We start from the raw sequence: 19,189 nt of genomic DNA, 5'->3' as shown, positions 1-19,189 counted from the left end.
GACCTGAACCCCCGACCTGAACCCCCGACCCTGCCCGAACCAGCTGAACTGAGGACTCGTCCATGGTGCTGACCCGCCGGCTGCTCTACCTGGCGCTCGCGCTGAGCGTCGTGGTCGTCGCGCTTCCGGTGACGGCGACCCTGTGGGTCTGCCTGGCTCTGCTGGTGGGGCTCGTGGCCACAGACATGCTGCTGGCCGGATCGCCGCGTCAGGTCCGCGTGGAGCGTGTCCCCGGAGAAGCCGTGCGCCTGGGCCAGTCGACGACGGCGGTCTCGGTGCTGCACCATCAGGGGCGTCGTCGGCTGCGGGGCTCGATCAAGGACGGCTGGCAGCCGTCAGCCGGTTCCCAGCGGCCGATACAGCCGATCGCCATCCCCCCGGGCGGACGGCAGCGCATCAGCGTCCCGCTGCGGCCCCGCCGCCGAGGAGACCTGGTCAGCGCCACTGCGGCGGTCCGTTCCCTGGGGCCGATGGGGCTGGCCGGCCGTCAGGTCGTGCACCGGTCCCGCCACCTCCAGCGCGTGCTGCCGCCGTTCCGCTCGCGGAGGCACCTGCCCTCGAAGCTGCAGCGGCTCCGCGAGCTGGACGGGCAGACCGCGGTGCAGATCCGCGGCGCCGGCACCGAGTTCGACTCGCTGCGTGACTACGTCCGCGGTGACGACGTCCGCTCGATCGACTGGCGCGCCACCGCCCGCCGCCGCACCGGGGCCGGACACAACCTGGTGGTGCGCACCTGGCGCCCCGAACGGGATCGCCGGGTCATCCTCTGCCTCGACTCCTCCCGCACCTCGGCGGCCCGGATCGAGGACGAGCCTCGCCTGGACACCGGGATGGAGGCCTCGCTGCTGCTGGGTGTGCTCGCCGCCGGAGCCGGCGACCGGGTGGACTTCATCGGCTTCGACCGCGGCATCGTGGCGCGGGCACGATCCTCCTCGTCAGGTGATTTCCTCCACAAGATGGTCAACGCGATGGCCACGATGGACCCGGAGCTGGTGGAGGCCGACTTCTCCCAGCTGCCTTCCCACGTGGCGGCGATCAGTTCCCAGCGCTCCCTGGTGGTGGTGCTGACCTCGCTGGAGTCCGGCTCTCTGGAGGAGGGCCTGCTGCCCGTGCTGCCCGCCCTGACCGCCAAGCACCTGGTGCTGCTGGCCGCAGTGCGTGATCCGGATCTGGACCGACGCACCGGCGAGCGCGAGACCGCCACCGAGGTGTACCGGGCCGCGGCCGCCGAGCGGGAGATCATCGAACGGGAGGCCAAGAAGGCCCAGCTCACCGCCATGGGAGTGGAGGTCGTGGACGCGACCCCGCACGAGCTGCCGCCGCTGCTGGCCGACACCTACATCCGGCTCAAGGCCACCGGCCGGCTGTGATCTCGGATGAACGCCGTCCACCGAGCCCCCTGCGCCGCCCTGGTCGCCTCCGCAGTCCTCGGAGCGCTCCTGACGGGATGCTCCACCAAGGAGGAGCCGGAGCACCAGGGCGTCGCGCTGGAACCTGACTTTCCGTCTTACGACACGTCCGGACTAGTCGGCGACGCGGACGCCATCGTCACTGGCACCGTCACCGCCTCGGAAGCCGCCGTGCTGACGCCGGATCAGGGGGGCGAGTCCGCTGAGGCGAACCCCCTCATGGGGCTCTCTGAGGAGGAGCGGCGCCACGCGATGGAGGAGGGCGGTGTGCCCGCCACGGCCTTCACCCTCGCCGTCGACACTGTGGCCAAGGGTGACATCGCTCCCGGCGATGACGTCGTCGTCATCCAGACCGGAGGAGTGGTGGACGGCGTCACGCACGAGGCCGCGGGGGTGGTCCTCATGTCGGCGGGCACGGAGTATCTGATCTTCGCCGGGGAAGGACCTGGCGGGACCTTCCACGTCCTGGGCGGGCCCGCCGGGCTCTATCAGGGCACCGCTGACTCCTTCGAGCAGGTGAGTCCCGAGGCCGCACCCTTCGACGAGATCCCCGCCGCAGATGTGGAGACTCTTGCCGATGGTCCCTGAGCCGGGCGCCAGACCTGGAGCCGGTGACGGTCCTCCTCCTGATCCTCGTGCCAGCGCCGACTGGGTGTCCGCGGCGCGGCTGTGAGACCCTGGTAGGCGTCATGAAGGTACTCGCAGCGATGTCCGGAGGCGTGGACTCGGCCGTGGCGGCCGCCCGCGCCGTCGACGCCGGCCACGAGGTGGTCGGTGTGCACCTGGCGCTGTCCCGCATGCCGGGGACCCTGCGCACCGGTTCTCGCGGCTGCTGCACCATCGAGGACTCCTCGGATGCCTGGCGGGCCTGTGAGGTGCTCGGCATCCCCTACTACGTGTGGGACTTCTCCGCCCGTTTCAAGGCCGACGTCGTCGATGACTTCATCGCCGAGTACGCCGCCGGGCGGACCCCGAACCCCTGCATGCGGTGCAACGAGAAGATCAAGTTCGAGGCCCTGCTGGACAAGGCGATCGCGCTGGGCTTCGACGCGGTGGCCACCGGCCACTACGCGAAGATCGTCGAGGGCGAAGACGGCACCCGCGAGCTGCATCGTGCGGCCACCTGGACCAAAGACCAGTCCTATGTGCTGGGGGTGCTCGACGAGCAGCAGCTGGCACACTGTCTCTTCCCGCTGGGCGAGACCCCCTCGAAGGACCTCGTGCGCGCCGAAGCCGCCGAGCGCGGGCTCTCGGTGGCGAAGAAGCCCGACTCCCACGACATCTGCTTCATCCCCGACGGCGACACCCGCGGCTGGCTGGCCGAACAGATCGAGCTGCGGGAGGGCCCCATCCTCGACCCCGACGGCGAGCAGATCGGCGCGCATGAGGGCTCCCAGGCCTATACCGTCGGTCAGCGACGTGGTCTGAAGCTGGGCCGCCCCGCCCCGGACGGCAAGCCCCGGTTCGTGCTGGAGATCCGTCCCAAGGACAACACCGTGGTCGCCGGCCCGAAGGAGCTCCTGGAGATCGACCGGCTCACCGGGGTCCGGCTCTCCTGGGCGGGCCGTCCGGTGCCCGAGGCCGAGACCGGAGCATGGTTCCCCGTGGACCTGCAGATCCGTGCCCATGCAGACCCTGTGCCCGCCCAAGCGCGGATCGCCGACGACGAGGGGGGCGCCCCGCGCCTGGTGGTCGAACTTCAGGAGGCGCTGCGCGGCGTCGCCCCCGGCCAGACCGCGGTGATGTACCAGGGCACCCGGGTGCTCGGACAGGCCACGATCGACACCGCCCGGTCGAAGAACTACCGGCCGGCTGACAGCACAGCCTGAACGGTGCTCGCCTCCCGGCACATCGAGCGGCCACGGATCACGGCATCTGGTGCCCGCTGACGGCGTGTCACCGGCGAGATGCGGTCAGTCGTGGCCACTCGGCCCACGTAAGCTGGGGCCATGAGTTCGAGCCCTGATCAGCGCGCCGGAGACGCCGCACATCACGTGGACCCCGAGGTCCTGGAGGAGCTGCTGGCAATGCGCGCCAGCATCGACAATATCGACGCCACGCTGGTGTATCTGCTCGCTGAGCGATTCAAGGCCACCCAGCGTGTGGGTGTGCTGAAGGCCCGGCATCAGCTGCCCCCGGCCGACCCAGCCCGCGAGCGCAACCAGATCGCCCGGCTGAAGCGCCTGGCCGAGGACGCTCAGCTCGATCCGGAGTTCGCCGAGAAGTTCCTCAACTTCATCATCGACGAGGTCATCCGCCACCACCAGGCGATCTCCGCCTCGGAGACAGTCTCTGCCCCCGAGGCCGACACCCGCTCGGAGTACTCCCACCCCTCCGACTCCGCCGAGCCCCGATGACTGCCCGCGCCCCTGCCGACGCTGTGCTCGCCGCGGCCGGCGGTGTCATGCCAGGCACTGACGCGCTCCGCTCCGCGCAACACCTGGAGGCTGAGCTCAGCGGCCACCTCCCGGCCCTGACCGAGCTGCCCAGCCGTGGGCTCCACGCCGGGCTGCTGGGCCGGACGCTCGCCCTGCTGGCCGAGCTGCCGGCCGAACTGGTCTCCTATGGGTGGCGCCTGGTGGGCCGCCCCGGGGCTGACCACCGCCGCGCCGTCCAGCTGCTCCGTGCCGACGTCGACACCCTGGCCGATGTGCGCGGCGCCCGGGCCGAGGCCGGCACCGATCAAGGGCCCTCCGAGCTGATGCTGCACCTGCTGGGGCCGGTGAGCCTGGCCTCCCAGCTGGCCCTGCCCGGTGGGGAGAAGCTGCTGGTGGACCACGGGGCCCGCCGAGACCTGGCCGAGTCTCTGGCCACCGGGGTGCAGGGCCATCTCGAACACGTGCGCCGAGCCTGCACTCCCGCGGCACTGCGCGTGGTCCTCCACGAACCTGACCACTCCCGGGTGCGGGCCGGGGCCGTGCCCACCGTGAGCGGCTACCGGACCATCCGCGCCCTGCCACGGGACGACTCGCGGCGGATGCTGGGGGTCGTCGTCGAGGCACTGCGCGCCGGCGGCGCCGACGAGGTCCTCCTGGACCTGGGCGAGGCACCGCTGCTGGAGCATGTGGAGGACCACCGGTCGCCGTCGAGCTCCCAGGTGGACGGCTTCGGCCTCCCCGTGCCTGCCCTGCAGCCCAGCGACTGGGAGCGCATCGCCGAGCTGGCCGAGCAGAAGACCCGATTCCTGGCCGGTCTGCTGGGCTCCGTCCCAGGCTCAGCGCAGACGCTGCCCCAGGTCAGCGATCTCGTCCGGCGGATCACCGACCCCTGGCAGGCGCTGGGGATGCCGGCCGCCGGACTGGCTGCGATGACCCTGACTCCCCTGGTCAGCGGCATCCGCGAGCAGCTGGCGCAGGTCAGCGAGGTCGACGCGCTGCGGCTGATCTCCCGGACCCGCGACGCCGCCGATGCGCTGACCGAGACCATGCAGGGCTGAGGCCCGCCCCGCAGAGAGGAGCCCTCCCATGGCACACGACGACACGGGCGACCCCGCAGGCCCTCACGAGGACGTAGAGGTCCTGGTGCTGTTCATCCTGGAGAAGTTCGATGCACTGGTGGACCTGGTGGGCTCCCTGGATGATGTCACCGCCAATCGGGACCTTGCCGGACTGGTCCCAGCGGGGATCGGGACGAACTCTGCGGTGCAGCTGCTGACCCACGTCTGCGGGATGCTGCGCCGCTGGTCCTCCACGGTGAACCTGGGCGTGCCTGTCCCCCGAGACCGGGAGGCGGAGTTCTCGGCGCAGATGCCGGTGGCCGAGGTGCTGGAGATCGCAGCGCACACCCGGCGGGGGTTCCTCCACGACGTCGCCCTCACGGACCCAGCCGCCGCCCCGGCCGCAGTTCCGCCGGGACGTGAGCGTCTCTGGACCGGCAGCTGCCACGGCGTGCTGCTGCACGTCTTCGAGGAGATCAGCCAGCATCTCGGGCACGCGGAGGTCACCCGGGACGTGCTCAACGCCGGCCGGCGGCCATGCCTGCCGCCCGCGCTCGGACGATGATGCCGGGAAGCGCCTCGGCGAGCGCGTCGACGTCCTCGTCGGTGGTCGTGTGACCCAGGGTGAAGCGCTGGGCGCCGCGGGCGGAGTCCTCGTCCAGCCCCATCGCCAGCAGCACCCGTGAGGGTCGGGGCACCCCCGCGGTGCAGGCGGAACCGGTGGAGGTGTCGAAGCCGGCCATGTCCAGCATGAACAGCAGGGAGTCGCCCTCGGCCCCGTCGACGGTGATGTGCAGGTTGTTCGGCAGACGCCGGTGCCCGGCGGTGCGTGGATCAGGTCCCCGCAGGGTCACGCCCTCGACATCGACCACAGCCGCCAGCAGCCGGTCGCGCAGTGCGGCCAGCCGGACAGACTCGTGACCCCGGTGCGCGACGACCTCTTCGGCGACGGCGGTGAAGGCGCAGATGCCGGGGGCGTCCAGAGTGCCGGAGCGGATGTCACGCTCCTGTCCACCGCCGTGCAGCACCGGCGTCAGGGGCACATCGCGCCGCACCAGGAGCGCTCCGAGCCCCACCGGCCCGCCGATCTTGTGGGCGCTGACCGCCAGGGTCGCCGCACCCGATGCCGCGAAGTCCACCGGCTCCGCGCCGACGGGCTCTCCGCCGAAGGCCTGCACGGCATCGGTGTGCAGCGGGATCCCGAACTCGGCACAGGCTCGGGCAAGGGCGGCCACCGGCTGGACGGCACCGGTCTCGCTGTTGGCCCACATCAGCGACGCCAGCGCCACGGATTCGGCCTCTTCGGCCTGCAGGTCCTGGAGCTGGTGCACGGCGGCGTCGAGCTCCAGCACCCCCTCGTCGTCCACCGGAAGGATCACCAGCTCCGCGCCCTCGTGGGCCTCCAGCCACTCGGCGGTGTCCAGCACCGCGGGGTGTTCGATCCCGGTCAGCAGCACTCGACGGCGTCGAGGATCCTGGGCGCGGCGGCTCCAGTACAGGCCCTTGAGCGCGAGGTTGTCGGACTCGGTCCCGCCGGAGGTGAAGATGACCTCGCTGGGGTCCGCACCGAGCGAGGCAGCCAGCCGGGCACGGGCGGAATCCACCTCCAGCCGGGCGCGGCGACCTGCCCCGTGCAGTGAGGAAGGATTGGCCAGCTGGGGCATCTTCTCGGTGAGCACACGCACAGCGGTCTCGCGGACCGGGGTGGTGGCGGCGTGGTCGAAGTACCGGGAGGGCGTCGTCATCGTGTCCCGATTCTACGAGGTGCCCGGGGACGGCGAACCGGTGTGCACGGCCGTCCGCCGTGTCCGCGGTCGGCTGATCGCCGACCTGCGCGGGCAGGCGGCCTCTCTGAGGCGCTATCGTGAATGGGCGATGAGCAATCGATCCTCTGCCCCTGGAGCGTCCGGCGCTGACCTGTACGCCGTGCTGGGCGTGTCCCCGGAGGCGGACCTGAAGACCATCCGGTCCGCCTACCGGAGGCAGGCCCGTGACTCCCACCCGGACCGCGGCGGATCGGCCGAGGAGTTCCATCGTGTCCAGGCCGCCTGGGAGGTGCTTCGCTCCGAAGCCGCCCGCGCCGCCTATGACAGGACCCGCACAGACGGCCGGGCCCAGCACAGTGCCGGTCCCGACGACGTCGACGCGGTCCGCTACGGCCCCGCCCGCACCTGGGCGGCACCCGCCGCACGGCGCGGCGGCGGGTCCGAGCGCGGCGCCCAGCGCAGCGCGTCGGGCAACGCTCACCTGCCCCCGGAGTACCGCCCCGATCTCTCCGACTCCCGGCCGTTGTCCCTCTCGCTGACCAGCCAGCGGGTCCACGGTGAGTTCCGTTCCCAGGGCCTCTTCTCGCGGGGCCGGATCCAGCGCCGCCACGCGCGCACCATCGAGGTGCTGCAACGTCACGTCCTCGACGAGCTCCCCGCCGCTCGGCTGTTCAACGACGTCCTGCTGGAGCCGCAGGCCGGCGGGCACCGCCGGGAGCGGACCGGACGGCGCCGCGGGAGCAGCGGGGACCGTGCTGAGCATGTGCTGGTCTGCGGGGACATGCTCACCGTCATCTTCTCCCTGGAGGTCCCCACGCCGGCCGCCTCCTGGGACGGGCAGGTGCTGCGTGCCGCGGGTCGCGGCCTCGCTCTGCCCGACCTGGCCGCCCAGGCACGGCAGCTGCGCGAGACGCTGATGCAGCGGCTGCTCGATGAACGGGGCCACGAGGTGCTGCTCACCGTGGACCACCAGGTGATCCTCCACTCCCCCGACGGCGGGCTGCTCTCGCCGGTGGTGGAGACCACCCGCGGCGGCGGATCTCCTCCGCTGGCGGTGGCACGGGCGGCCAGGCGCATCGTCGGCCAGCTGGCCGCCTCCTCCCAGGCCAACGTGGTGGACCGTCACCTGCTCGCGATCCTGCGGGACCAGCTCAGCTCCCCGGAGGAGGGCTCCTGAGGGCTCGGCCCCCGGAGGACGGACAGACAGGACAGTGACCCGACGGGCTTAGGATGGTTGCCGTGGACAATCCGATCAGAGTGCTCGTCGACCAGCCCGAGATCCCCGGCAACACGGGCAACCTGATCCGCCTGGCGGCCGTGACCGGGATGCAGCTGCACCTGGCCGAACCGCTGGGCTTCGACTTCAGCGACGCCAAGCTGCGACGCGCCGGTCTGGACTACCACGATCTGGCGGTGATGACCGTCCACCCCAGCCTGGAGGCCGCCTGGGCCACGCTCGCCCCGCAGCGGATCTTCGCTTTCACCGGCGACGGTGACACCTCCCACACGGCGATCGGCTACCGTCCAGGGGACGTGCTCCTCTTCGGCCGGGAGTCCACCGGCCTGGACGGCCCCGTCAAGTCCGACCCGCGCATCACCGCGAAGGTGCGCATCCCGATGCTGCCCTCGCGACGCTCCCTGAACCTGGCGAACTCCGTCTCCATCGCCGTCTACGAGGCCTGGCGGCAGCGGGGCTTCGACGAGGCCTGGTGAATCTTTGTGGCCTCGCCGCACGTGTGCGTCGGTCCCTGAAGCCGGCCGCTGAGGTCGCTAGACTCACGAAATATGGAGACAGCTTCCCCGCGCCGTGACGGCGACCAACCTCACCCAGAGGACCAGGAGGCGTCGGGGGCGTCCGGGACGCCCATCGACACGGACGAACGCGCCTCCTCCCCGGATCCCGTCCAGCCTCCCGAGGCCGCCCAGGACCAGCCGGAGGACCCCATCTGGGGAGAGACGGAGGAGGGCACCGCCACGCCGGTGCTGTCCGAGGACCCGACCCTGGGCGAGCTGCTCACCGCGACCGCCCACGGGGACCAGGCTTCTTTCGCCGCGTTCTACGAGGCGACCGCCGACGTCGTCTATGGACTCGCCCTGCTGATGCATGAGGATCCCGACGGCGCCGATGCCTCCACCGTGGCCGTCTACCACCACCTGTGGGACCAGGCTGACGTCCGGGCGCGCGACCTGCGTCTGCAGACGGCCGCCTCGGAGATGCTCACCGACGAGCACGCCGACGCCGAGGCCAGCTACCGACCCAGCGAGTATGAGCTCGTCCTCGAATGGCTGGTGCCCTTGGCGCACAGGATCATGGTCGAGCGTTTCCGCGACGGCTCGGCCGCCCCCATCGGTCTCACGGCTCTGCCCGACGGCCCCGGCGTCGCAGGCCTGCCCGAAGAGGTGCTGGACGACTTCGAGGTGCTCTCCGACTCCCAGTCCCAGGCACTGGCACTCAGCTACCTGGCGGGGGCGACTCACCAGCAGGTCGCGCAGACGGCCGGCGCGGCGATCCCCGCGGTGAAGTCCCGGCTCCGGGACGGCATGACCCGCCTGCACAGCCAGCGCGTCGCCCGCGATGAAGAGTTCGATCCGATCCTGCGCGCCGCCGTGACCCGCCGGGACCTCGAGCGCGGCACCGGGGTCAACCGCAACTTCACCCGAGAGGTCTCTGCTGACCTGCAGAAGGGTCTGCTGGTGGAGCTGGCCGAGGTCTACGCCCTGGACGCGCTCGATGATCGCGAACGTTCCCTGCTCGACGAGTTCGTCCTCGACGCCGATGAGCGCACCGCTCAGCAGTGGGACACCCGTGTGCTGGCCGCCCGCCGCACCCTGGCTGAGATCTTCACCGCCCACCCTGTAGTGCCCCCGGCGCATCTTCTCGAAGAGGTGCTGCTGGACCTGGGCGACCAGGAGGTCGGCATGGGCATGGTGGAGGAGTTCTCCTCGCACACCGAGGAGGCCCCGAAGCGCGAGCCGATCATGAAGCGCTGGATGGTGGTCACCGGCTTCGTGGTGGTGCTGCTGCTGGCGATCGTGCTGATCTGGCGGTTCACCGGCGGCCAGGACATCATCGCGGCCGCTGACGGCGCCGAGGACGCCCGCGAGCTCGAAGGTCTGGAGCTCGAGGAGGGCGGCACCGCTCGAGCGGTGTTCTCCGAGACCGAGGACGTCGGGTACGTGGACTTCGAGGACGTCGGTGCTCTGGAAGGCCTCACCTACCAGGTGTGGCTGCTCCCCTCGGACGAGCGTCCGCCCAGCTCGCTGGGCAGCTTCACCGCAGGCGAGCTTGAGGATGAGGTGGTCACCCTGCGCAGCATCTCCGGCTACGACCAGCTGCTGGTCACCACTGAGCAGGTCCGCGGTGAGGAGCGACCCACCGGAGAGGTGATCGTGGAGGTCCCACTGCGCGATCGCCTCACGGAAGGGCCGCAGTACGGTGGAGGTGGCTCCGCCCCGACCGAGGACGACGCCGAGTCCGAGGACATCGCCGAGTCCGAGGACTGACACCCGCCGACGAGCTGAGGAGGAGCCGACGATGACCGTCGAGTTCACCACCTGCGACCTCTACGACGCCGACGAGTCCCTGCAGTCGGTCTCTCTGCAGATGCAGAACCTAGGCGGTCGGGCTCGGTTCCGCGGCCCGGTGCGCACGATCCGCTGCTTCCGGGACAACGGGCTGGTCAAGGCCACGTTGAACTCCCCCGGTGACGGGGCCGTACTGGTCATCGACGGGGACGGCTCGCTGGAGTCGGCCCTGATGGGTGACATGATCGCCGAGGCCGCGGTGACCCACGGCTGGGCGGGTGTGGTGATCAACGGAGCGATCCGAGACCGGGTCGCCGTCGCTCAGCTGGACCTCGGGGTCAAGGCGCTGGGCACGAACCCGCGGAAGTCCTCCAAGGAGGGCACCGGGGACCAGGACGTGCCGGTGGAGTTCGGCGGAGTGGTGTTCCGCCCTGGCGCGCTGCTGCACAGCGACGAGGACGGGATCCTGGTCGAGCGCTGAACCGGCAGGTCAGAAGCCCGCGAACGTCTCGGGACCGTTGACCACGACCCAGTGGAAGTCCTCGGCATGGCCCTCCGGGGCGCCCTCGGCCGTCCCGGCTGCATGGATCCGGCGCAGTCGGGAGATCACGAACTCCTCCATCCGGACCGGATCGGGGTGCTGGCTGAAATGCTTGCGCAGCGCCTCGAGCTTCTGCCCCACGTGGTCGGTCACGTCCACCCGCAGGTTGATCCGCTCCTCGGGCGCCGCCATCAGCATCAGATGCCGGACCTTGAACGCCGCCAGCCCGTCCTGCTCCACCAGCTCAGGGAAGGCGAAGGGGTTCTCCACCGCCGGATAGCTCGCCCGCACCACGGCCTCGCCACAGGCCAGGTGATCCGGGTGTGACTTCTGCAGGCGGTCCCAGGCCCGCTCCGGATGCGGGGACATCACGACGTCGGGCTGCACCTGCCGCATCACCCGCACGACGCTGCGGATCAGGTCCGGGGTGGGCTCCACCCAGCCGTCCCGCTCGTCGAGCAGGATGACCTCCTTGATGCCGAGCACGGCGGCTGCCGCCTCCTGCTCAGCCTGCCGCCGGCGCGCCATCTCGGCCCGGTCCTGGCCCACCTCGAAGCCCCCGGCGTCGCCGGCGGTGAGCAGGCACAGGGTCACCTCGACTCCCCGCTCCGTCAGCGCCGCGAGCGTGGCGGCCGCGCCGAAGTCGACGTCGTCGGGGTGGGCCCCGAAGGCGAGGACCCGGCGCGCCCCGAGGGTGTCGATGAGCCACTCGGGGCTCTGCGGGGACTGAGGCATCGGATCTCTCACATCCCGCCGAGGGTGACCTCGGCCTCGTACTCCTGGCCCTCGCGCAGGTAGGTGACGGTCACGGTCTCCCCTGCACGGTACTCCCGCACCGTGGCGGTCAACGTCAGGCTGTCCTCGATGCGGCGATCCCCGACCTGGGTGATGATGTCGCCGGGCTCCAGGTCAGCCGCGTCGGCCGGAGAGTCCGTCACCACTTCCTCCACATAGGCCCCGGTGGTGAAGCCGCCGCCGGTCTCCAGCGGCTGCTCCCCCGCACCTGCGGCGTTGACGGTGACACCCAGCAGGCCGTGGGAGACCTCGCCGTCGGCGATGAGATCCTCGGCCACGCGCTGGGCGTAGTCGATGGGGATGGAGAAGCCGACGCCGATGCTTCCCGCCTCAGCCTCGGAGATCCCGCCACCGGTGGAGGCGATCGCGACGTTGACCCCGATGACCCGGCCTTCGCCGTCCACCAGCGCCCCTCCTGAGTTGCCCTGGTTGATGGCGGCGTCCGTCTGGATGACGTTGATGTGGATGGAGCCCTGCGAAGGAGAGTTCTCCAGGTCCGGGAAGTAGAACTCGAAGCCGTCGTCGCCCGGGTCGCCTTCCTCCGGCTGGGGCGCGTCGGGGGTCTCCTCGTCCACCGCGGCAGAGGCCACCGAGATGGTGCGCTCCAGGGTGGAGATGATCCCATCGGTGACAGTGCCGTCCAGGCCCAGCGGGGCGCCGATGGCGACCGCCCGGTCCCCGACGTTGAGGTCCGAGGAGGAGCCGAGTTCGGCCGGCTGGACCCCCTCTGCGTCGTCGAGTCTGATCACCGCGAGGTCGGAGAGCGGGTCGGTGCCGACCACCTCCGCCTGGCGCACGGAGCCGTCGGAGAGTTTGACCTGGATCTCAGCCTCGGCGGTCGCGCCGCCGAGGGTCACCACGTGGGTGTTGGTGAGGATGTGGCCCTCGTCGTCGAGGATGATGCCGGAACCTGAGCCGGCGGCGTTGGACCCTGCCACGGAGAGGGTCACCACGGAGGGTGAGGCCTTCGCCGCTGCGGCGGTCACTGCGGTGGCGCTCTCCGGATTGTTGATCTCGATCCCGGAGCCGCCGACGTCGATCTGGTCGCTGCCGAACAGGCCGACCGCGCCGGCACCGACACCGCCGCCGATGAGCCCGGCGGCCAGGACGCCGACGAGGAACAGGGGGACGCCGACACCACGACGACGCTTCTCCTCCGCGGCCCCACCTGGGTGGCCCGGGTGACCGGGATGGCCCGGCTGACCGGGGTCGCCGGGCTGGCCTGGCTGCCCACCTGCGGGCAGACGCGTCTGGCCGGCGGCCCAGGGGGCGGGGTGGGCGTGGCCCGAGCGGGCCTGGCCCGGCTGTCCGTAGGGCTGCGCCGGGGGGTTCTGATGCGGCTGCCTGCCATGAGGCGGTCCGTGGTGGAATTGGGCATGCAGGGACTGTCCGTGATGGGGCTGCCCGCCAGAGGGCTGAAGGCCGCGCGGAGCGGGATGCGGCCCTGGTGCCGCACGGTCATGGCTGCCCACGGGAGCTGCCGTGCCGGGGGCAGGTGCGGACGGCGCCGAGGGAGCAGGTGCGGCTGAACCCGAGGTCGGCACGGAGCCGGCTGAGGCACCGGAGACGCTGGAGGCATCGGCGTCCGGCGCAGAGGCAGCAGGGTCCGAGGTGGGCTGTCGGCCGTAGGTGGGAAGCGCTTGGGTGGGCTGATCCTCGGGGTGCTGCGGCGTCCGCTGCGTCGGATCCTCAGACGTCCGGTCCGGCTGCCCGTGGCCCCTCTCCCGAGATCCTTCGGCTTCGGCCTCATCCTGAGCTGGGTCCTGATCCTGCGCCGGGTCCTGATCCGCGTCGCCCTCCTGGGCGATCGGACGCGTCTCCTCCGCGGGCGAGGCGGGGATCCGCTGGGTCTGCTCCCCGCTGTCCGGCGCTCGATCCTGCTGACCGCCAGGCGTCGTCGACGCCTGCTCACGGTCCTGGGACTCAGCGTGGTCCTGAGGGTCTGTAGTCATGAGAAACCTACCTTCAACCTGACGACGCCGCCCGCCGGGCGAGCGTGGGATCTCGGGCCTCCGCATAGTGCCACGGCGGCGCACTCGATGCATTGTGCTCGTCCATCCTGTGCCTTTGACGATAACTCGCTGGGTGCCACCTGTGCGATTCCTGCGTTCGGCATGACCCGCTCAGCACAGAGGTCCGCAGTCCACAGGGCCGCTCGGCCTCGTGGACGCCTCACCGGGGTGCTCATAGACTGAGCCCATGCTCGAAGCCGCTGCGCTGCCCCTGCCCCTGCCCGTCGGGGCCATCTTCGTGGGCCCCTTGATCATCGGTGCGGGGGTCCTCGTGCTCATCGGCCTGGGGGCCATGTACCTCTCCGGAGGCAGGAAGCAGACGCGTCGGCTCTCTTCGGCCCCTGGCGCTCCCGGGATGGGGCCGGGCGGTCAGCAGGGCCAGAGCGCCCCCGTCGATCCGCGGGACTCCATGCCCTTCGATCAGCTCCGGCAGCAGGCGGGCTCCCTGCTGGTGGCCGCCGACGAGGCGGTGCGTTCCTCCGAGCAGGAGATCCTCTTCGCCCAGGCCGCCTACGGGGACGAGGCCGTCGCGGTCTTCCGGGAGGACATCGAGAAGTCCAAGGGGCATCTGCGCGACGCCTTCCGACTGCAGCAGCAGCTCGATCAGCAGCCTCCCTCGGAGGAGGCTCAGGCACGGTCGATCGTCAAGCAGATCATGGAGCACTGCGAAGAGCTGGACGCTTCGCTCGATGCGCACCGCCAGGAGTTCGAGGGACTGCGCGATCTCGAACGCAGTCCGGGCCCGGCCGTGGAGCAGCTCGACGAGCGCCTGACAGGCCTGGGACAGCGTCTGCAGCAGCTCCACGCTCAGCTGCCGGAGCTGCAGGCGCGCTACGAGGGTGAGCCGCTCAGCGGTCTGGAGAAGAATCTGCACCGCACCGAGGAGCTGCTCAGCCAGGCCAGGACGCAACGGGACACCGCCCGCTCCGCCGCGGAGGAGCAGCGCACATCGGACGCGGTGGTGGCCATCCACTCCGGGGAGCAGGGCGCCGGGCAGGCCGGTGAGCTGCTGGACTCTGCGGAGCAGACCATCTCCCAGCTGCATGACGCGCGGAAGAACCTTGACGTCGGGCTCGCTCAGACGGAGCAGGACGTCGCCCAGGCCCGAGCCACCCGCGACGCCGGCCAGGCACCCGAGCTCGCCGGACCCATCGCGGCCGCCGAGGCCGCCGTCGCCAGAGTGCGCCGCACCCTGGACTCCGAGGACAGATACGACCCGCTGGACCTGCTGCTGGGACTGGAGCTGGCCCACCGGGAGCTGGACGCCCCGCTGAACTCGGTGCGCGACCGGCAGGCCAAGGACCGCCGCGCCCGCGAGATGCTGCAGACCGAGCTGCTGACCGCACGGAACCAGGTGCAGTCCTCCCAGGATTTCCTCCGCTCCCGCGCCCACCGTGTGGGGACCACCGCCCGGACCCGTATGGCCGAGGCCGAGCGCTGCCTCTCCGAGGCCCAGGCCTTCGCCGAGACCCAGCCCGCCCGCGCCCTGGACTTCGCCACCCAGGCCAAGACCCTGGCCGTACAGGCCGCCCAGATCGCCGACCGGGACCGGGCCGAGGAGAACCTCGCCGGGTCCGGAGGCTTCGGTGGCTTCGGCGGCTCTGGGCGCCACTGGGGCGGCGGCTACGGCGGCGGAAACGGGGGCGGATACGGGGGCGGATACGGCACCGGGTACGGTCGGCAGCGCAGCCATGGCCGGGCCGGCCGGCGGATGATGCGCTACGGCATGCGGCACGGACGACGTCGGTGGTTCTGAGCCCCGGACGGTTGTGCGTCGATGCCCCCTGTGTCCTAGCGTGCCCACTGACTAGACTGATCTGAAACACTCCAGGAAAGGTGATCACCGTGTCCAAGCAGTCCATCTTCGGCAGGATGTCCCAGCTGATGCGTGCGAACGTCAACGCGATGCTGGACCGGGCCGAAGACCCCGAGAAGATGCTGGACCAGATGGTCCGGGACTTCACCAACAACATCGCCGAAGCTGAAGAGGCCGTGGCCCAGACCATCGGGAACCTGCGGATGATGGAGGACGACTACCGCGAGGACCTCGACACCGCGCGCTCCTGGGGGCAGAAGGCTCTGGCCGCTTCGCGGAAGGCCGACGAGTTCCGGGCGGCCGACGACCCGGCCGACGCCGAGAAGTTCGACAACCTCGCCAAGGTCGCCATCCAGCGGCAGATGGACTCGGAGAGCTCCGCCCGGTCGGCCGAGCCGACGATCCAGTCCCAGCGCGAGATCGTCGACAAGCTCAAGCAGGGACTTGAGCAGATGAAGACCAAGCGTCAGCAGCTGATCAGCAAGCGTGACGAGCTGGTGGCACGCTCTCGCGCCGCCCACGCGCAGTCCCAGGTGCACGACGCCGTGAAATCCATCGACGTCATGGACCCGACCTCCGAGGTGGGCCGCTTCGAGGAGAAGATCCGCCGCGAGGAGGCTCGGGTGCGGGGGCAGAACGAGCTGACTGCCTCCAGCCTGGACGCGCAGTTCGAGTCCCTGGAGGACCTCGGCGAGCAGACCGAGATTGAGGCGCGGCTGGCCGCACTCAAGGGTGGGGCCTCCGCCCCGGCCGCCCTGGGAACCGGGGCCGGCGAGTCGGGCACCGGTGTCACCGAGGCCGATCTGGCCGGCCTGGCCGAGCTGGGCTCTGCACTGGAGGGCAACGAACAGCAGAAGTGAGCGGGGACGACGCTCCGCAGCGCTGAAGCGCTCTGTCAAGACACCGGGCGGGCCCAGATGACGTCTGAGGCCCGCCCGGTGCCTGCGCCCTGCGAAATTCTGCTTCAATGGACGTCTGGCAACCGTCACCTGGATCCATCGATGAGGAGTCCTTCCGTGTCCACTGAGAACACCGAGTCCCGAGAGTCCGCCGAGCAGGGCGCGACCACGGTCAACACCGGCCTGGCCCACATGCTCAAGGGCGGCGTCATCATGGACGTGGTGACCCCCGACCAGGCGAAGATCGCCGAGGACGCCGGCGCCGTGGCCGTCATGGCCTTGGAACGTGTGCCCGCCGACATCCGCGCCACTGGCGGTGTGGCCCGCATGTCGGACCCGGACCTGATCAACGGCATCATCGAGACCGTCTCCATACCGGTGATGGCCAAGGTCCGCATCGGCCACTTCGTCGAGGCCCAGGTGCTGGAGCATCTGAAGGTGGACTACATCGACGAATCCGAGGTCCTCTCCCCCGCCGACTACGTCCACCACATCGACAAGTCGACGTTCAAGGTCCCCTTCGTCTGCGGTGCCACCAATCTGGGTGAGGCGCTGCGCCGGATCACCGAAGGCGCCTCGATGATCCGCTCCAAGGGTGAGGCCGGCACCGGCGACGTCTCCGAGGCGATGAAGCACATCCGCACCATCAACGCCGAGATCGCTCAGCTGGCGTCCACGGCCGAGGATGAGCTCTACCTGGCCGCCAAGGAGCTTCAGGCGCCGTACGAGCTGGTGAAGAAGGTCGCCAAGGACGGCCGCCTCCCGGTGGTCCTGTTCGTCGCCGGAGGTGTCGCCACCCCGGCGGACGCCGCGATGATGATGCAGATGGGCGCCGACGGGGTGTTCGTCGGCTCGGGCATCTTCAAGTCCGGCAACCCGGCCGCCCGCGCCGAGGCCATCGTGAAGGCCACCACTTACTACGACGACCCCTCAGTGATCGCCGAGGTCTCCAAGGGCCTGGGCGAGGCCATGGTCGGTCTCAGCGTCGCCGACGTCCCGGCCCCGCACCGTCTGGCCGAGCGCGGCTGGTGAGCCCGCGGATCGGAGTCCTCGCGCTGCAGGGGGCCGTGGCCGAGCATGCGCGGGCGCTCACGGCCTCCGGCGCCGAGGTCCGCACGGTGCGTCGGCCTGCCGAGCTGGACGGTCTCGACGGCCTTGTCGTGCCGGGCGGAGAGTCGACCACGATGGCGCGGCTGGCCGCCCCGGTGCGCATGATGGAGCACATCCGTGAGGCCCAGCACGATGGGCTGGCGCTGTTCGGCACCTGCGCGGGTCTGATCCTCTTGGCCCGAGAGGTGGCCGACCCGGAGGCGCTGGCCGGCTTCCCGCGCATCGGCGGACTCGACGTCGTCGCCCGACGCAACGGATACGGCAGTCAGCAGGACTCCTTCACCGAACCGCTCGACATCGTCGGTCTGGAGGAGCCGCTGGAGGCGGTGTTCATCCGCGCGCCGGTGGTCGAGGAGGTCGGAGCGGGGGTCCAGGTGCTCGCCGAATCACGAGGCATTCCGGTGGCCCTGCGTGCGGGACGGATTCTGGCGACGAGCTTCCACCCCGAGCTGACCGATGATCACCGTCTGCATCGTCTGTTCGTGGAGATCGCCAGGGACGCGTGAGGTGCGTCTCATCGGCATGGGCTTGTAAGCTCGTAACCGATCGCCGCACCTGCGGTCCCGCCCGCCGCGCCCCGAGGAACGCATGACTGAACACGACGACGTCAGACGGATGGCCTCTGACCCGGCCACAGACTGGGACATTCTGCACTGGATCGCGGAGAACCACCCGGAGCTCCGTCCTGAGGTCGCCGCGAACCCGAGCACCTACCCCGAGCTGCTCGAGGCTCTCGCGGATCTCGACGATCCGGCGATCAACGCCGCCCTGATGCGACGATTCTGGCCCGAGGACGAGCTCCCGGTCACGGAGCGGGCAGCTGACCCTGAACCGGAGCCGGAGCCAGAGTCCGAGCCGGACCCAGAGCCAGATCCCGAGCCGGATCTGCAGGAGGCCGGGATTCTGCTGCCCGGCGACGATCAGCCCCAGGACTCGCATACAGATCCGCTCCACGATGACGATCCTGGTGTCCTTGCCGTCGGGGCGACCCCCGCTGCGGACGAGGACGCCCCGGAAGCCGGAGAGCGGCGACGAGGGCGCCGGGTCGGCTTCATCGTCCTGGCTGTGCTGCTGCCCCTGATCGCGGTCGGGGCGATCCTGGCCCTGGGGCTGACCCTGCTCGGCGACCGAAGCACCCCTGCCGCTGAGCAGTCGCCGGCTCCCGAACCGGAGCAGACCACCACGGAGCCCGAGGAGTCGCCGGAGCCCTCTCCTGAGGAGCCCGAGATCGAGGGGCCCACGGTGGAGGAGGCTCGCGCCGCCCTGCAGGATCTCCCGGAGGAGACCAGCTGTGAGGACCCCGCTCAGGATGCAGAGGTCTTCGAGCTCCTGGCTGAGCGCGGCGACGAGGAGGACGCGTGGACCCAGGAGCACGCGGACCTCTCCCAGGACGTCGTGGAGGACCTCCAGGACGAGTGCGGGGACCCCTACGCCGCTCGTGTCTTCCAGCTGCTCAGCGGCGAGGGGGCCGAGCATGACGCGCTCAGCACCGCCGTGGGCGGGATGGGCACCGACTGGTTCAACTACGCCTTCCCGGCCACCGGCGCCCGGGAGATGACCACCTTCTCCGCTCCCACCGGCAACGTGGTCTGCGAGCTCGGCGAGTCCCTGCGCTGCCGGGTGCTGGACCACTCCTTCGAGGCCCCTGAGGGCTGTGAGGACGGCACTACCTACCGAATCAGCGTGGACGAGGGGCCGGAGCCTGACTGCGAGAACCAGGTGTCTCCTGAGGATGAGCCGGAGGTGCTGCAGTACGGGCAGACCGCCGCCAACGGCTTCTTCGCCTGCGCGTCGTTCCCCTCTCAGATGTCCTGCTGGAACCAGCTCACCGGAGAGGGCATCAACCTCTCCTCCACCCGGAACAGCATCTACTGAGCCCG

18 protein-coding genes are annotated in these 19,189 nt (G+C 70.6%); 15 read left to right on the top strand and 3 right to left on the bottom strand.

The window, feature by feature from the left end; translation table 11 throughout:
• The first annotated feature begins 62 nt into the window (after positions 1-62).
• From HNR09_RS11880 to HNR09_RS11855, 6 genes are all read left to right on the top strand, one after another.
• A complete protein-coding gene (locus tag HNR09_RS11880; protein WP_179542236.1) occupies positions 63-1,370 on the top strand; it encodes a DUF58 domain-containing protein in 1,308 nt (435 codons plus the stop codon).
• Positions 1,371-1,376: 6 nt separating this feature from the next.
• Positions 1,377-1,997 carry a hypothetical protein gene (locus tag HNR09_RS11875; protein WP_179542235.1) on the top strand — a complete coding sequence of 207 codons (621 nt, stop codon included), beginning with the start codon at positions 1,377-1,379 and terminating at the stop codon, positions 1,995-1,997.
• Between the two features lie 101 nt (positions 1,998-2,098).
• Positions 2,099-3,238 carry a tRNA 2-thiouridine(34) synthase MnmA gene (gene mnmA / locus HNR09_RS11870; RefSeq protein ID WP_179542234.1) on the top strand — a complete coding sequence of 380 codons (1,140 nt, stop codon included), beginning with the start codon at positions 2,099-2,101 and terminating at the stop codon, positions 3,236-3,238.
• A 120-nt stretch (positions 3,239-3,358) separates the two neighbouring features.
• On the top strand, positions 3,359-3,766 hold the full coding sequence (locus HNR09_RS11865) for a chorismate mutase (RefSeq protein ID WP_179542233.1): 408 nt from the start codon (positions 3,359-3,361) through the stop codon (positions 3,764-3,766).
• 47 nt (positions 3,767-3,813) lie between these two features.
• Positions 3,814-4,845, top strand: a complete 1,032-nt coding sequence (locus tag HNR09_RS11860) for a uroporphyrinogen decarboxylase/cobalamine-independent methonine synthase family protein (RefSeq protein WP_179542232.1) — start codon at positions 3,814-3,816, stop codon at positions 4,843-4,845.
• 28 nt (positions 4,846-4,873) lie between these two features.
• Positions 4,874-5,410 carry a mycothiol transferase gene (locus HNR09_RS11855; protein WP_179542231.1) on the top strand — a complete coding sequence of 179 codons (537 nt, stop codon included), beginning with the start codon at positions 4,874-4,876 and terminating at the stop codon, positions 5,408-5,410.
• Here HNR09_RS11855 and HNR09_RS11850 read toward each other — a convergent pair.
• Positions 5,364-6,590: a cysteine desulfurase family protein gene (locus HNR09_RS11850; protein WP_179542230.1), complete on the bottom strand. Its 1,227-nt coding sequence runs from the start codon at positions 6,588-6,590 to the stop codon at positions 5,364-5,366. The two genes, HNR09_RS11855 and HNR09_RS11850, sit on opposite strands and share 47 nt — an antisense overlap.
• Before the next feature lies 1 nt (position 6,591).
• On the opposite strand from HNR09_RS11850, the gene HNR09_RS11845 reads away from it, so the two are divergent.
• From HNR09_RS11845 to rraA, 4 genes are all read left to right on the top strand, one after another.
• Positions 6,592-7,788 carry a DnaJ domain-containing protein gene (locus tag HNR09_RS11845; protein WP_179542229.1) on the top strand — a complete coding sequence of 399 codons (1,197 nt, stop codon included), beginning with the start codon at positions 6,592-6,594 and terminating at the stop codon, positions 7,786-7,788.
• A 62-nt stretch (positions 7,789-7,850) separates the two neighbouring features.
• Positions 7,851-8,324, top strand: a complete 474-nt coding sequence (locus HNR09_RS11840) for a tRNA (cytidine(34)-2'-O)-methyltransferase (protein WP_343047533.1) — start codon at positions 7,851-7,853, stop codon at positions 8,322-8,324.
• A 72-nt stretch (positions 8,325-8,396) separates the two neighbouring features.
• Complete coding sequence (locus HNR09_RS11835; protein WP_179542227.1) at positions 8,397-10,115, top strand: anti-sigma factor domain-containing protein; 1,719 nt, start codon at positions 8,397-8,399, stop codon at positions 10,113-10,115.
• A 31-nt stretch (positions 10,116-10,146) separates the two neighbouring features.
• Complete coding sequence (rraA, locus tag HNR09_RS11830; protein WP_179542226.1) at positions 10,147-10,617, top strand: ribonuclease E activity regulator RraA; 471 nt, start codon at positions 10,147-10,149, stop codon at positions 10,615-10,617.
• Between the two features lie 9 nt (positions 10,618-10,626).
• Here rraA and HNR09_RS11825 read toward each other — a convergent pair whose 3' ends face one another.
• Positions 10,627-11,412, bottom strand: coding sequence for a PIG-L deacetylase family protein (locus tag HNR09_RS11825; protein WP_179542225.1), 786 nt, complete (start codon positions 11,410-11,412; stop codon positions 10,627-10,629).
• An 8-nt stretch (positions 11,413-11,420) separates the two neighbouring features.
• Positions 11,421-13,424 carry a trypsin-like peptidase domain-containing protein gene (locus HNR09_RS11820; protein ID WP_179542224.1) on the bottom strand — a complete coding sequence of 668 codons (2,004 nt, stop codon included), beginning with the start codon at positions 13,422-13,424 and terminating at the stop codon, positions 11,421-11,423.
• 247 nt (positions 13,425-13,671) lie between these two features.
• Between HNR09_RS11820 and HNR09_RS11815 the strand changes: the two genes are divergently transcribed.
• The 5 genes from HNR09_RS11815 to HNR09_RS11795 all read left to right on the top strand — a co-directional run bounded on the left by HNR09_RS11815 (position 13,672) and on the right by HNR09_RS11795 (position 19,184).
• Positions 13,672-15,240, top strand: coding sequence for a coiled-coil domain-containing protein (locus tag HNR09_RS11815; protein WP_179542223.1), 1,569 nt, complete (start codon positions 13,672-13,674; stop codon positions 15,238-15,240).
• Between the two features lie 89 nt (positions 15,241-15,329).
• The gene (locus tag HNR09_RS11810; RefSeq protein WP_179542222.1) at positions 15,330-16,160 is read left to right on the top strand and encodes a PspA/IM30 family protein; all 831 of its coding nucleotides are present in this window, start codon (positions 15,330-15,332) and stop codon (positions 16,158-16,160) included.
• Between the two features lie 231 nt (positions 16,161-16,391).
• A complete protein-coding gene (gene pdxS, locus HNR09_RS11805) occupies positions 16,392-17,231 on the top strand; it encodes a pyridoxal 5'-phosphate synthase lyase subunit PdxS (RefSeq protein WP_246349253.1) in 840 nt (279 codons plus the stop codon).
• Positions 17,228-17,815 (top strand): pyridoxal 5'-phosphate synthase glutaminase subunit PdxT, encoded by a 588-nt coding sequence (gene pdxT / locus HNR09_RS11800; protein ID WP_343047530.1) that lies wholly within the window; start codon positions 17,228-17,230, stop codon positions 17,813-17,815. The genes pdxS and pdxT overlap by 4 nt, the downstream gene beginning before the upstream one ends.
• An 82-nt stretch (positions 17,816-17,897) precedes the next feature.
• The gene (locus HNR09_RS11795; RefSeq protein ID WP_179542220.1) at positions 17,898-19,184 is read left to right on the top strand and encodes a variant leucine-rich repeat-containing protein; all 1,287 of its coding nucleotides are present in this window, start codon (positions 17,898-17,900) and stop codon (positions 19,182-19,184) included.
• The last annotated feature ends 5 nt before the right edge of the window (positions 19,185-19,189 follow it).

The organism is Nesterenkonia xinjiangensis, assembly GCF_013410745.1.
Lineage (GTDB): Bacteria > Actinomycetota > Actinomycetes > Actinomycetales > Micrococcaceae > Nesterenkonia > Nesterenkonia xinjiangensis.
Note: the sequence above shows the minus strand (reverse complement) of the source record. Positions and strands in the feature narration are given on the sequence as shown.